Raw genomic sequence first — 13,270 nt, forward strand, 5'->3', positions numbered from 1 at the left:
TTAGATTTCCGGCCCAGGCCGGGCCAACCTTTTTCATTTCGGGAGTTCGCGCATGGCCGTTGCATCCAGCGCCTACAAGAAGGCCCTCAGTGGCGAAAGCCAGCACAAGCAGGTGCTGCTGAAGATCGATCGCGTCACCAAGAAGTTCGACGAAACGGTGGCGGTCGATGATGTCTCGCTGAGCATTCACCAGGGCGAGATCTTCGCTCTGCTCGGCGGCTCGGGTTCGGGCAAGTCGACCCTGCTGCGTATGCTGGCCGGCTTCGAGCGGCCTACCGAGGGCCGCATCTTCCTCGATGGCCAGGACATCACCGACATGCCGCCTTACGAGCGGCCGATCAACATGATGTTCCAGTCCTACGCGCTGTTCCCGCACATGACCGTGGAGCAGAACATCGCCTTCGGCCTCAAGCAGGACGGCCTGCCGAAGGAGGAAGTCCAGGCGCGTGTGGACGAAATGCTGGGCCTGGTACAGATGACCCAGTACGCCAAGCGCAAGCCGCATCAACTGTCCGGTGGCCAGCGCCAGCGAGTCGCCCTGGCGCGCTCGCTGGCGAAAAGGCCCAAGCTGCTGCTGCTCGACGAACCCATGGGCGCGCTGGACAAGAAGCTGCGTTCGCAGATGCAGCTGGAGCTGGTGCAGATCATCGAGCGCGTCGGCGTGACCTGCGTGATGGTCACCCACGACCAGGAAGAGGCCATGACCATGGCTGAACGCATCGCCATCATGCACCTGGGCTGGATCGCTCAGGTCGGCAGCCCGATGGATATCTACGAGACGCCGGCGAGCCGCCTGGTCTGCGAGTTCATCGGTAACGTCAACCTGTTCGACGGCGAGTTGATCGAGGACGTAGAAGACCACGCGGTGATCGCTTCGCCCGGCCTGGAGAATCCGATCTACGTCGGTCACGGCATCAGTACCCGGGCCCAGGACAAGCACATCACCTACGCTCTGCGTCCGGAAAAGCTGCTGATCGGAACCGAACTGCCCGAACTGGAGCGGCCTGGCTACAACTGGGCCAAGGGCGTCGTGCACGATATCGCCTACCTCGGCGGGCACTCGGTGTACTACATCAAGCTGCCGTCCGGCGGCGTGCTGCAGGCGTTCATGGCCAACGCCGAACGTCACGTGAAGCTGCCGACCTGGGAGGAAGAGGTGTACGTCTACTGGTGGGATGACAGCGGCGTGGTGTTGCAGGCATGAAGCGCTCACCGCTGAATACCGGGCGCCGACTGGTCATTGGCGTGCCCTTCGTGTGGCTGATGCTGTTCTTCCTGCTGCCGTTCGCCATCGTGCTGAAGATCAGCTTTGCCGAGGCGGACGTGGCGATTCCGCCGTATACCGACATCTTCGCCTACGCCGACCAGCAGTTGCAGGTGCTGGTCAATCTCGGCAACTACATCTTCCTCAGCGAAGACGAGCTGTATCTGGCCGCTTACCTGGGCTCGCTGAAGATCGCCTTCTTCAGCACGCTGTTGTGCCTCGTTATCGGCTATCCGATGGCCTATGCCATCGCTCGGGCGCGCAAGGACCTGCAAACGGTGCTGCTGCTGCTGATCATGATGCCGACCTGGACCGCCATCCTGATTCGCGTCTACGCCTGGATGGGCATCCTCAGCAGCAACGGCATCCTCAACGGACTGTTGCAGGGCCTCGGTCTTATCGACGCGCCGTTGCAGATCCTCAATACCGATACGGCGGTGTACATCGGCGTGGTCTATTCCTACCTGCCGTTCATGATCCTGCCACTCTACGCCAACCTGGTGAAGCACGACCCGAGTCTGCTGGAGGCCGCCTCCGACCTCGGTGCGCGCAACCTCACCAGCTTCTGGAAGATCACCGTGCCGCTGTCGAAGAACGGCATCATCGCCGGCTGCATGCTGGTGTTCATTCCGGTGGTGGGCGAGTTCGTCATCCCCGAACTGCTCGGCGGCCCGGAGACACTGATGATCGGCAAGGTGCTGTGGCAAGAGTTCTTCAACAACCGTGACTGGCCGGTGGCCTCGGCGCTGGCGGTGGTGATGCTGGCGATCCTGCTGGTGCCGATCATCCTGTTCAACAGGAATCAGGCGAAAGAGCTGGAGGGCAAGCTATGAAGCGCTGGAGCTTTTCCAACCTGATCCTGGTGCTCGGGCTGCTGTTCATCTACCTGCCGATGGTGATCCTGGTCATCTACTCGTTCAATGCCTCGCGGCTGGTGACGGTGTGGGGCGGCTGGTCGCTTAAGTGGTATGCCGGCCTGCTGGACAACTCCCAGCTGATGGGCGCGGTGATGCGCTCGCTGGAGGTCGCGACCTACACCGCGATTGCCGCGGTAGCGCTGGGCACCATGGCCGCCTTCGTACTCACCCGCATTCCGGTGTTCCGTGGCCGCACGCTGTTTGGTGGCCTGGTGACCGCGCCGCTGGTGATGCCCGAAGTGATCACCGGTCTGTCGCTGCTGCTGCTGTTCGTCGCCATGGCGCAACTGATCGGCTGGCCGGCCCAGCGCGGCTTGATGACCATCTGGATCGCGCACACCACCTTCTGCTCGGCCTACGTCGCGGTGGTGGTGATGGCGCGCCTGCGCGAGCTGGACCTGTCCATCGAAGAGGCCGCGATGGACCTCGGTGCGCGGCCCTGGAAGGTCTTCTTCCTGATCACCATGCCGATGATCGCCCCCTCGCTGGCGGCCGGTGGGATGCTCTCCTTTGCCTTGTCGCTGGACGATCTGGTGCTCGCCAGCTTCGTTTCCGGTCCCGGATCGACCACGTTGCCGATGGAGATCTTCTCCGCCGTGCGCCTGGGCGTGAAGCCTGAGATCAACGCGGTAGCGAGCCTGATCCTGCTCAGCGTGTCGCTGGCGACCTTCCTTGCATGGTACATGACGCGCCGTGCCGAGAAGCGCCGCATCCGCGCGATGCAGCAGGCGATGGATGAAACCAGCGGCAATCCTACCTGGCGCCAGGTGATCGACAGCCGCAAGCTACCTGCATCGTCTTCGGCACCTGGCTGAGCGTAACGGCAGTCCGCTGGCGGGCAGGAGCCCGCCCCTCGGTCGAAGGCGTTAGCGTTGCCAGTCGCAGAAGCAGGCCACTGCCAGCGAATGGGTGGCGCGCACCTTGCGCCCGGCGAGCAGCGCATCGAGGATCGGTTCGACGAAGCTGTTGTCCGAGCTGCACACCGCGCCTTCGCTGTAAGGCCCGATATAGACCAGCTCGCCGCTCTGGTCCCAGATTCCCACGGCAGGGCTGGCTGGCAGCTGTTCGGCGCCAGGGAGCGCATCCAGCGTTTTCAGCGCTGCCAGCGGCTGTGGCAGGCGACCCCTGCTGCCCGCTTTGCGCACTTCGTAGAACTCGACGGGCTGCCCGTCGAAGCGCTCCAGCAGCTCTTGCAGATGCTGCTGATTGCCGACATTGCAGGGGCATCCCGGGTCCCAGAAGTGCACGAAGCGTACCGGCCCCGGACCCTGCAGCTCGGCGGGCAGGCGCAGCGTGTCGCCGGAGAACAGCTCGGCACGCTCGCCTTCGAAGGTACGCAGGTAGCGCGCCTCGAACCACCAGAACGCGGCCAGCATGGCACCAGCCCAGAGCAGGGCGATCAGCGTGGCGATCAGATACTTGCGGCGGCTAGTCATGGCGGACCTTCCGAATCGGTGCGCAAGCTTGCCATGGAGCGGCACAGAGCTGAATATCCCGGGTCAACCCAATCGAAGAAACTCCATGCCCTCGCGTATCCAGCCAGAGCGCCTGCGCAACAGCCTGCCGACCCTGTCCGAGGCAGTCGCCGCACACGCCGAAGCCCTCCATTACCAGGCCTATTACGGCCTCGACCTGCCCCATCGGCGGCATGTCCAGCGCCGCCTGGGGCGTTTTCGCGTGCATGACTACGACGTGGTCGCCCAGGCCTGGTGGCCCGAGCAACCGCGTGCCAGCCTGCTGATCCTGCATGGCTACTACGACCATATGGGGTTGTATCGGCATGTGGTCGACTGGGGACTGCAGATGGGTTTCGCCGTGCTCGCCTGCGATCTGCCAGGCCATGGGCTGTCGAGCGGCCCGCGCGCCAGCATCAACGAGTTCGATGAATACCAGGCGGTGCTCGGCGGATTGTTCGAGCAGGCGCGCCAGCTCGATCTGCCGCGCCCCTGGCATCTACTCGGCCAGAGCACCGGCGGCGCCATCGCGCTGGATCACCTGCTGCATCAGGCGGACGGCCCGGAGCTGGGGCGTACCATCCTGCTGGCGCCGCTGGTACGCCCGCGGGCCTGGCTGCGCTCGCGCATCAGTTACGAGCTGCTGCGGCGCTTCGTGCAGCAGATTCCGCGGACTTTCAGCGACAACTCCGGCGATCCGGCCTTTCTCGAGTTCATCCGGACCCACGATCCGCTGCAGCCCGACATCCTGCCCACGGCCTGGGTCGGCGCGCTGTCGCGCTGGATTCCGCGTATCGAGGCTGCGCCGGCCAGCGCACATTCGCCATTGGTCGTCCAGGGCGAGGCGGACATGACCGTGGACTGGCGATACAACCTGCCGATTCTCGAAAGCAAGTTCGCCGCGGCGGAGATCCTGCGCCTGACCGATGCACGTCATCATCTGGTGAACGAGCGCGAAGAGGTTCGCCGCGCCTACTTCGACTTCTTGCGCGAGCGCCTCAGGTAGCATCCGCTGTGCGGTCGGTCAGGTACCCTGCTGCGGCTCCAGATCGGTGCCGCTCATGCCCACCGCCAGGCCGGCACGCAGGGCCTGCAGCGCCGCCTGGTAGTAGGCTTGGCCGGCTTGCGAGCGGGCGAACTGCAGGTATTCCTCGAGCTCGGCATCGGACAGCTCGCGGTAGACATAGAGCAGGGTGTTGTCGAGGTTGGCCTCGATCTGCTCCATCATGCGCTGACGCTGGCTGCCTAGCAGGCTCTGGGCCTGGCTGCCACCGAGCAGGCCGGGGATCATCTGGCTGAGGCTGTCGGCGGCGACACCGGCCAGCGCCAGGCTGACTTCGGCGCCCGCTTCGCTGGCCGGTAGTGCCTGGGCCAGGTGACGAATCAGCAGTTGCCGATTGCTGCCGGCTTCGATCTGCGGCAGGCCATTGGCATGCCGTGCCAGCTGTTCGCGGCGGGCGGCGAGCACTTCGGCCGAGACGATCTTGCGGCCCAGCGTCGACTGGAAGAACTCCAGCGCTGGCTGCGGCTCGGGCAGGTGCGTGCGCAGCGCCTGCTGCGCGCGCTGATCGATGGCGTCGGAGGCGAAGCGGCGGTTGCTGTTGGTCACCAGGGCCTGGAACACCGCTGGCGGCAGGGTGTCCTTGTAACGCTGCTGAGCGGCGGTCAGCGCATCGGCGAAATTGGCCCGCTGTTCGGTCCAGCCGGCGGTTTCGTAGAGCTCTTCGTAAGTATCGGCGAGGCTGGTGAGGCTGAAGGTCAGCAGTACACAGGTCAAGAGGGCGCGCATGGAAGCTCCTGTCTGGCGGGCGGTTCATTTTCCGTGCCCCGACGCATGCTTGTCGAGGCGTGGGCTGCTGCCATTTGGCGCAGCGGGGCAGCTTGTGGCGGAGTCTCGGCGACCCTAGACTCGCTCGGTATCCCATCGGAGTCACTTCCTTGCAGTTCTCTTCTATCATCGACGGCCTGGCCGAGCGCGGCTGGTCGCTGCAGAGTTCTTTCCTTCCCAGTGATGTGACCCACAAGCTGGCCGACGAGTGCCGCAGACGCGAGGCCGTGGGGGAGCTGGCGCCGGCCGGAGTCGGCCGCGGCGAGGCGCAGGCGGTGCGCGAAGGCATTCGCAGCGACCATATCCAGTGGCTGGAGCCGGGCCAGTCGGCGGTCTGTGATCAGTATCTGGAGCTGATGGATGCGCTGCGCCAGGCGCTCAACCGCGAGCTTTTCCTGGGCCTGGAGGAGTTCGAATGCCATTTCGCCTTCTACCCGCCCGGCGCCTTCTACCAGACCCATCTGGATCGCTTTCGCGATGACGACAGCCGCTCGGTCACCGCGGTGCTGTACCTGAATCCGGACTGGCAGCCTGCCCATGCCGGTGAGCTGCGCATGTACCTGTCCGACGGCTCGCAGCTGGACGTACCGCCGCTGGCCGGCAACCTGGTGGTGTTTCTCTCCGGCGATTTCCCCCATGAGGTGCTGGTCACCCAGGCCGACCGCCTGTCGCTGACCGGCTGGTTCCGGCGGCGGCCGGCGGATGTGCTGGCGCTCTGACTGCTCTTGCCGAGCTTTCGACAGGCGAAAAAAAGCCCGGCATGAGCCGGGCCAAAGATAAGCAGGCAGTTGGGCTACATGCCCAGCAAGTTCGGCAGTGCCAGGGAAATCGACGGCACGTAGGTGATCACCACCAGGAAGCTCAGCATCAACGCCAGCCATGGCAGGACTGCGCGGATTACCTGGGTCACCGGCATGCCCGTCACCGCCGAGGCGACGAACAGGTTCAACCCCACCGGCGGCGTTATCAATCCGATCTCCATGTTCACCACCATGATGATGCCCAGGTGGATCGGGTCGATGCCCAGCTGGATGGCGATCGGGAACAGGATCGGCGCCAGGATCAGGATGATCGCCGACGGCTCCATGAAGGCACCGGCCACCAGCAGCACGATGTTCACCACCAGCAGGAACATCCACGGCTGCAGGCCCGCTTCGATCACCCAGGCGGTGATGGCCTGTGGGATCTGCTCGGTGGTCAGCACATGAGCGAAGAGCATGGCGTTGGCGATGATGAACATCAGCATGATGCTCAGCTTGCCGGACTCCAGCAGCACCTTCGGGCATTCACGCCAGGTCAGGTCCTTGTAGACGAACAGGGCAACGAAGGCCGAATACACCGCTGCGACGGCTGCCGCTTCGGTTGGGGTGAACATCCCGGAGTAGATGCCGCCGAGGATGATCACCATCAGCAGCAGACCCCAGATCGCCTTGCGTGCGGACGACAGCCATTCGCGGAAGGTGGCGCGCGGCAGTGCCGGCAGGTTCTTTTTCACCGCAATGATGTAGATCGCCACCATCAGCGCCAGGCCCAGCAGGATGCCAGGCACGACACCGGCCATGAACAGCTTGCCCACCGAGGTCTCGGTCGCGGCGGCGTAGACCACCATGACCACCGACGGCGGGATCAGGATGCCCAGGGTACCGGCGTTACAGACGATGCCGGCACCGAACGCCTGCGGGTAGCCGGAGCGCACCATGCCGGCGATGGCGATGGAGCCAACTGCCGCCACGGTAGCCGGCGACGAGCCGGACAGTGCGGCGAACAGCATGCACGCCAGTACCGCGCCAATCGCCAGGCCACCACGGATGTGGCCGACGCAGGCGTTGGCGAAGTCGATCAGACGGCGGGCCACGCCGCCGGTGGTCATGAAGGCACCGGCCAGCAGGAAGAACGGGATCGCCAGCAGGGTGTAATGCTCGGAGGTCTCGAACAGCTTGATCGCCAGCGAGCGCACCGAGTCCTGACTGAACAGCATGATGGTCAGCGAACCGGCCAGGCCGAGGGAGACGGCCACCGGCACGCCGATGAACATCAGCGCGAAGAGGGCAACGAACAGGAACAGAATGGTCATTTACTTGGGCTCCTCTTCGCCGAGCTTGATCGCATCGGCCGCTTCATCGGCGAGGCCGAGTCCGGTCTGCTCGTTACGCAGGATGCGTACGAATATTTCGGCGAAACGGATGAACACCATGGCGAAGCCGAGCGGCACGATCATGCCGATATGCCACTGCTTGATGCCGATGTGGCCCAGGTCCTCGGCACCGATATTGGCGATGAACAGCGTCTGAATCCATTCGAAGCTGGCTACGGTCAACAGGCCGGCATAGCCCAGGCAGAACAGGCAGGCAATGATGCCGATGATGCGCTGGATGTGGCGCGGCGCCAGTTTGACCAGCGCATCGACACCGATGTGGCCGGCGGTACGCACGCCATAGGCGAGGCCGGAGAAGATCAGCCAGGCGAACAGCGCCTTGGTCAGCGCGGTGCTCCAGGTCATGGACTGGGCCAGGCCGATGATGAAATCACCGATGGCGAACCAGAAGTCGGCGCTTCCCTCGAACCGGTCGCCCAGGTCGTAGAACAGCGTGTAGAGGTTGTTGAGGATCACGTAGACGAAGGTCACCAGGGTCATGGCGGCCAGCAGAAAGGCGATGAAGCCTTCCTCGAAGTGGTCCCAGACGCGCCAGAGGGCGTTCATGGATGACATCTCCCGAATGGACTGCAGTTGTGACGAAAGGCAGCACGGAGGTGCGCCGTGAACCAGCCGGGGCAGGCTGGGGGACAGAGCAATGAAAAACTCTTGTTGTCGCCATCGAAGCGGGTCGGCCCGGGATCGCCTCGGCCTTGCCTGTCTGCCCTTGGTGCGGGCTTCGTCTTCGCTAGCTGCTTTGTTTTTTCACTGAGCTGTCGGATATCGCTGGGTGGAACAGCAAAGGGGCGGAGTGTGACCGCCCCTCGGCAAGGGCTTATTGAGCCTGGTTGGCAGCTTCGGCGGCCTTGATCAGGTCAGCACCGATGTCGCTTTCGAACTTCTTCCAGACCGGCTTCATGGCTTCGCGCCACATTTCGCGCTGCTCCGGAGTCAGATCGATGATTTCGGTGGTGCCGGCGTCGAGGATGCGCTGCTTGTCGCCCTGGTTCAGCTCGTCAGCCTGCTTGTTCACCGCGACGGTCACTTCGTTCAGGATGTTTTCCAGCTCGCCGCGTACGTCAGTCGGCAGACCGTTCCAGAACTTGGTGTTGGTGATCACCATGTAGTCCAGCAGACCGTGGTTGGACTCGGTGATGTACTTCTGTACTTCATGCATCTTCTGCGAGTAGATGTTCGAGTAGGGGTTCTCGGCACCGTTGACCACGCCGGTCTGCAGACCCTGGTAAACCTCGGCGAAGCTCATCTTGCGCGGGTTGGCGCGTACGGCCTTGAACTGCTCGTCCAGCACGGCGGAAGCCTGTACGCGGAACTTCAGGCCACGGGCATCCTTAGGCTCGCGCAGCGGCTTGTTGGCCGACAGCTGCTTCATGCCGTTGTGCCAGTAGCCCAGGCCGGTGATGTTCATGTCTTCCATGGAGCGCAGCAGGCTCTGGCCGGCTTCGCCTTTCTGGAAGCGGTCGACCGCGGCGATGTCATCGAACAGGAACGGCAGGTCGAAGACCTGAACGCCCTTGGAGTAGTGTTCGAACTTGGCCAGCGACGGAGCGATCAGCTGAACGTCGCCGAGCAGCAGGGCTTCCATTTCCTTGCCGTCACCGAACAGCGAGGAGTTCGGGTAGACCTGTACCTCGACCTTGCCGGCCAGACGCTCTTCCACCAGCTTCTTGAACATCAGCGCGCCCTGGCCTTTCGGCGTGTTCTCGGCGACCACGTGAGAGAACTTGATGGTGATCGGGTCAGCCGCCTGGGCCAGACCGGCGATGCTCAGCGACAGGGCGCATGCCAGCGCCTTGGCAGTCAGTTTGAACATTGTTGTTTTCCTCTTGTTGTGAATTGAGCTGCCGCATGGAAGCGAAAAGCTCGGCTGTAACCAGCAAGACAAGTCTAGGCGTCATTGGGAGTACGCGCCCTCAACGGCTCGCCTTGCCGGTTCATCGTGTTAGCGAGAGCAAGCCTTGTGCCAATTGCCCAAGGCGACGCGACGCGTAACACGGAAGTTTACTCGCATGATGGCAAAATACTGACGAATGATTCTCAGCCGACCCTTCTGGCTCGCAGGTTTGCGATCTTTTCAGCGTGCCGCCGGCATAGACAGAAAATGGTGAATTGCTGTGCGATCGATCGGTTTGTTCATCGCTCGCGTGATTCATGCTTCGGCTGACTCTACTCGGCGCTCCTGACCGCGGGAAATTCATATTTGAACAAGCCTGGCTTCGTATTTGGCGAACGCATAGGCCTTGGAATGCGGCTTATGAGGGCGAAGGTTCGCGATTGATGAGCGCTGACCCGTGCGATTCTGCTGTGAGGGCGCCGATTGCGACCGGCGCGCAGCTCGGCTTCGTGGGGCGGCCTTGTCATTGTCTGGCGGAAAACCGCCAGCTAGTCGCCCTCATCTGGCGAGGTCCCGCCAGCTTCGTTGAAGACCAGGCCATGTTTGCGCAGCTTGTCGTGCAACGTCTTGCGCGGCAGGCCCAGGGCCTCGGCGACGCTGCGCAACGAGCCATGTGGTCGCGCCAGTTCGGCGGCGATCAGAGCGCGCTCGAAGGCCTCGACTTGTTCATTGAGCGCGCTGCCCGCCGCAGTGCCTTCGGCAATATGGGCCGGGTCCTCCAGGCCAAGCTCGAGCCCCAGAGCGAAGCGCTCCGCGGTGTTCTGCAGCTCGCGAACGTTGCCCGGCCAGGCGTGCCTGAGCAGCTGCGCACGCTGTTCGGCGCGCAAGTCGCGAATCGGCAGGCTGTGGCGGTTGGCAGCGTTTTCGGCGAAATGCTGGAACAGCAGCAGAATGTCCTCGCTGCGTTCGCGCAGTGGCGGGATGCGCAGGGGCGCCACGTTCAGCCGGTAGTAAAGGTCTGCCCGGAAGCGCCCCTGATCGGCCGCCAGGCGCAGGTCTTCCTTGGTCGCCGCGATGATGCGGATATCCAGCGCGATCGACTGATTGCCGCCCAGCCGTTCGACGACCCGCTCCTGCAGCATGCGCAGCAGCTTGACCTGAACGTCAAGGCTCATGCTCTCGATCTCGTCGAGAAACAGGGTGCCGCCATTGGCGAATTCGAACTTGCCGATGCGCCGCTTCTGCGCACCGGTGAAGGCCCCGGGCTCGTGCCCGAACAGCTCGCTCTCGACCACCGATTCGGCCAGGGCCCCGGCATTGATTGCCACGAACGGGCCGCTTCGGCGGTTCGACAGGTCGTGCAGGGCGCGGGCGACCACTTCCTTGCCAGCGCCGGTTTCGCCGAGGATCAGCACGTCGGCCTGGGTTCCGGCCAACGCGCCGATCTGCTCGCGCAGGCGCAGCATCGCCTGGGACTGGCCAAGCAGGCGCGAGGACAGTTGCTGGCGATCGGCCAGGGCCAGGCGCAACGAGCGGTTGTCCAGTACCAGCTGGCGCAGCGCCAGGGCGCGACGCACGCTGTCCAGCAGCGCTTCGCTGGGGAAGGGCTTTTCCAGGAAGTCGTAGGCACCGGCGCGCATGGCCTGCACGGCCAGCTGAACATCGCCGTGACCGGTGATCAGGAGCACCGGCAACTCGCCGTCGCGCGTGCGCAGCTGCTGCAGCAATTCGAGGCCGTCGATGCCGGGCATGCGAATGTCACTGACCACCACGCCCTGCCAGTCCGCCGGCAGGCGCGCAGCCAGGTCGCGCGCATCACCCAGGCTGATCACCTTGAGACCGGCCAGATCGAGGGTCTGGCTCAATGCCTGGCGCAGGTGCGGATCGTCGTCGATCAGCACCACCTGGGCCTGGGCGCTGATCAGGTTGTCGCTGCTCATTGGAAATGGTCCTCGGTGGGAAAGGCGACCCCGGGCTCGGCACTACGCAGGAACAGGCCCAGCTGGGCGCCGCCCTGGGAGTGGTTGCTCATGCGCAGCTCGCCGCCCAGGGCGCGGGTGAGGGTATCGCAGATTGCCAGGCCGAGGCCCAGGCCCTGGGCGCTGGTCTTGGTGGTGAAGAAGGGTTCGCGTGCGCGTTGCAGCGCTTCGGCCGTGAAGCCCGGGCCATTGTCGCGCAGGCTCAGCAGCACGCCATCGCCTTCCTGTTCGGCACGTAGCCAGATACGCCGCGGTTGCGGGCGTTCGCTCAGGGCGTCGAGGGCATTGGCCAGCAGGTTGGCGAGAATCTGCCGCAGCCGCGTCTCGCCTGCCTGCACCCAGAGCGTGGCGTCCGGCAGGTCGCGGACCAGCTCCACGCCCATGGCCTGGCGACGCTTGGCGAGCAGGGCGAGGGCATCGTCCAGTGCCGGCTGCAGCGCGACGCGCTCCGGTGCGTGCTGATCACGGCGGGCGAAGGCGCGAAGATGCGCGATGATCGAGGCCATGCGTGCGGTGAGTTCGCTGATCAGCCGCAGGTTGTCGCGGGCCTCGTCATTGCGCTGCTGGTCGAGCAGCACCCCGGCGTTGTCGGCATAGCTGCGGATGGCGGCCAGCGGCTGGTTGAGCTCGTGACTGATGCTCGCCGACATGGTGCCCAGGGCTGACAGCTTGCCGGCCTGCAGCAGTTCGTCCTGGGCCCGCACCAGTTCCTGCTGGGCCTGTTCGCGCTCCAGCACTTCGACTTTCAGCCGGCTGTTCAGCGCCTCCAGATCGCGCGTGCGCTCCTGCACGCGCTGTTCCAGTCGTTGTCGGGCACTGCTGTCCAGCGCCAGGCGTTCGATGAAGTGACGGCGGCGCTGCATCAGCAGGCCCAGCCAGAGCAGCAGGGCCAGCAGGGTGGCCGCGCCGATGGCGACTACGGTGCGTACCGGGCGCTCGACCAGGCTGATCGGCGCCAGGATGCGCACGGTCCAGCCGGTTTCCTTCAGCTCGCGGCTCTGGATCAGCCAGGCATCGATGTCCAGGGTCAGGTCGCGGGGTTCCAGGGTCGGATAGGGCTGGTCGGAGGCGATTTGCTCGCGTTCGTCGACGCCTAGCCCGCGGGTCGCGCGGAAGCGCCAATCCGGACGCGAAGTGAGGATCACCACGCCGAAGTTGTCGGTCACCAGCAACTGTTCGGGCGTGTTGCCCCAGAGTGTCTCGGTGTGGTCCAGGTCGACCTTGACTACCAGTACGCCGATCAGCCTTTCACCGTCGCGTACCGCCGCGCCGAAGTAGTAGCCGCGCTTGCCTGAGGTAGTACCCAGCCCGAAGAAGCGCCCGAGACGACCCTCCATCGCCTGCCGGAAGTAGGGGCGGAAGGCAAAGTTGCGGTCGACGAAGCTGTCTTCCTCGTCCCAGTTGGAGGCTGCGAGGGTATTGCCGTTGGTATCCATGAGATAGATCACGTCGGCACCGGTCTGATTGCGCAGGCGCTTGAGCAGGCGGTTGGCGTTGTCGCGCACGGCGGGCGCTTCAGCCTGTTGCAGTACGGCGCGCAGCCCCGGCAGGTCGCCAAGGATCCGCGGCAGGACCTCGTAGCGGCTCAGCGTGCCGAGCAGGTTGGCAACGTACAGGTCGAGGGTCTGGCGGTTCTGTTCGGTCAGCTCATTGCGGTAGTAACGCTCGGCGAGCTGTTGCAGCGGCCAGAGCAATGGCGCGAGCAGCAAGGCCAGCAGGGCGAGGTTGCGCCAGCGAGGGCGGCGGGGAGAAAGCAGTGCGGTCATGCGTGGGCGCCTGAGTGTCGGGCGCATTATGCACGCAGAGCGTGCCGGCGTTCAGCGTCTGTGATCGAGTCGGGCG

Annotated in this window: 12 protein-coding genes; 5 read left to right on the top strand and 7 right to left on the bottom strand. The window is 64.3% G+C overall.

The features are described 5' to 3' along the window. Nucleotides 1-52 precede the first annotated feature (52 nt). From potA to B597_RS33125, 3 genes are read left to right on the top strand one after another with little or no spacing between them, the layout of a single operon-like run. Entirely contained in the window at nucleotides 53-1,204 is a 1,152-nt protein-coding gene (potA, locus tag B597_RS33115; RefSeq protein ID WP_003291905.1) for a polyamine ABC transporter ATP-binding protein, read from the top strand. Further along, on the top strand, nucleotides 1,201-2,097 hold the full coding sequence (locus tag B597_RS33120; protein WP_003291906.1) for an ABC transporter permease subunit: 897 nt from the start codon (nucleotides 1,201-1,203) through the stop codon (nucleotides 2,095-2,097). The genes potA and B597_RS33120 overlap by 4 nt, the downstream gene beginning before the upstream one ends. Then, nucleotides 2,094-2,996: an ABC transporter permease subunit gene (locus B597_RS33125; protein WP_003291907.1), complete on the top strand. Its 903-nt coding sequence runs from the start codon at nucleotides 2,094-2,096 to the stop codon at nucleotides 2,994-2,996. Before B597_RS33120 ends, B597_RS33125 begins: the two co-directional genes overlap by 4 nt. A gap of 51 nt (nucleotides 2,997-3,047) precedes the next feature. Here the strand turns inward: B597_RS33125 and B597_RS33130 are convergent, their stop codons facing one another. Then, nucleotides 3,048-3,617, bottom strand: coding sequence for a DUF6436 domain-containing protein (locus B597_RS33130; RefSeq protein WP_003291908.1), 570 nt, complete (start codon nucleotides 3,615-3,617; stop codon nucleotides 3,048-3,050). 85 nt (nucleotides 3,618-3,702) lie between these two features. Between B597_RS33130 and B597_RS33135 the strand changes: the two genes are divergently transcribed. After that, nucleotides 3,703-4,641 (top strand): phospholipase BipL, encoded by a 939-nt coding sequence (locus tag B597_RS33135; protein ID WP_003291909.1) that lies wholly within the window; start codon nucleotides 3,703-3,705, stop codon nucleotides 4,639-4,641. A gap of 18 nt (nucleotides 4,642-4,659) precedes the next feature. On the opposite strand, the gene B597_RS33140 is transcribed toward B597_RS33135, so the two are convergent. Then, entirely contained in the window at nucleotides 4,660-5,424 is a 765-nt protein-coding gene (locus tag B597_RS33140; RefSeq protein WP_003291910.1) for a hypothetical protein, read from the bottom strand. A gap of 149 nt (nucleotides 5,425-5,573) precedes the next feature. Between B597_RS33140 and B597_RS33145 the strand changes: the two genes are divergently transcribed. After that, a complete protein-coding gene (locus tag B597_RS33145) occupies nucleotides 5,574-6,182 on the top strand; it encodes a 2OG-Fe(II) oxygenase (RefSeq protein ID WP_003291911.1) in 609 nt (202 codons plus the stop codon). 74 nt (nucleotides 6,183-6,256) lie between these two features. Here the strand turns inward: B597_RS33145 and dctM are convergent, their stop codons facing one another. From dctM to B597_RS33170, 5 genes are all read right to left on the bottom strand, one after another. Continuing rightward, nucleotides 6,257-7,537, bottom strand: coding sequence for a C4-dicarboxylate TRAP transporter large permease protein DctM (gene dctM, locus B597_RS33150; RefSeq protein WP_003291912.1), 1,281 nt, complete (start codon nucleotides 7,535-7,537; stop codon nucleotides 6,257-6,259). Beyond that, nucleotides 7,538-8,164 carry a TRAP transporter small permease gene (locus B597_RS33155; protein ID WP_003291913.1) on the bottom strand — a complete coding sequence of 209 codons (627 nt, stop codon included), beginning with the start codon at nucleotides 8,162-8,164 and terminating at the stop codon, nucleotides 7,538-7,540. A 268-nt stretch (nucleotides 8,165-8,432) separates the two neighbouring features. Beyond that, entirely contained in the window at nucleotides 8,433-9,428 is a 996-nt protein-coding gene (dctP, locus tag B597_RS33160) for a C4-dicarboxylate TRAP substrate-binding protein DctP (RefSeq protein WP_003291914.1), read from the bottom strand. Nucleotides 9,429-9,997: 569 nt separating this feature from the next. Continuing rightward, a complete protein-coding gene (locus B597_RS33165) occupies nucleotides 9,998-11,389 on the bottom strand; it encodes a sigma-54-dependent transcriptional regulator (protein ID WP_003291915.1) in 1,392 nt (463 codons plus the stop codon). After that, nucleotides 11,386-13,194, bottom strand: a complete 1,809-nt coding sequence (locus B597_RS33170) for a sensor histidine kinase (protein ID WP_003291916.1) — start codon at nucleotides 13,192-13,194, stop codon at nucleotides 11,386-11,388. Before B597_RS33170 ends, B597_RS33165 begins: the two co-directional genes overlap by 4 nt. Nucleotides 13,195-13,270 lie beyond the last annotated feature (76 nt).

Source organism: Stutzerimonas stutzeri KOS6 (genome assembly GCF_000307775.2).
Taxonomy (GTDB): Bacteria; Pseudomonadota; Gammaproteobacteria; order Pseudomonadales; family Pseudomonadaceae; genus Stutzerimonas; species Stutzerimonas stutzeri_B.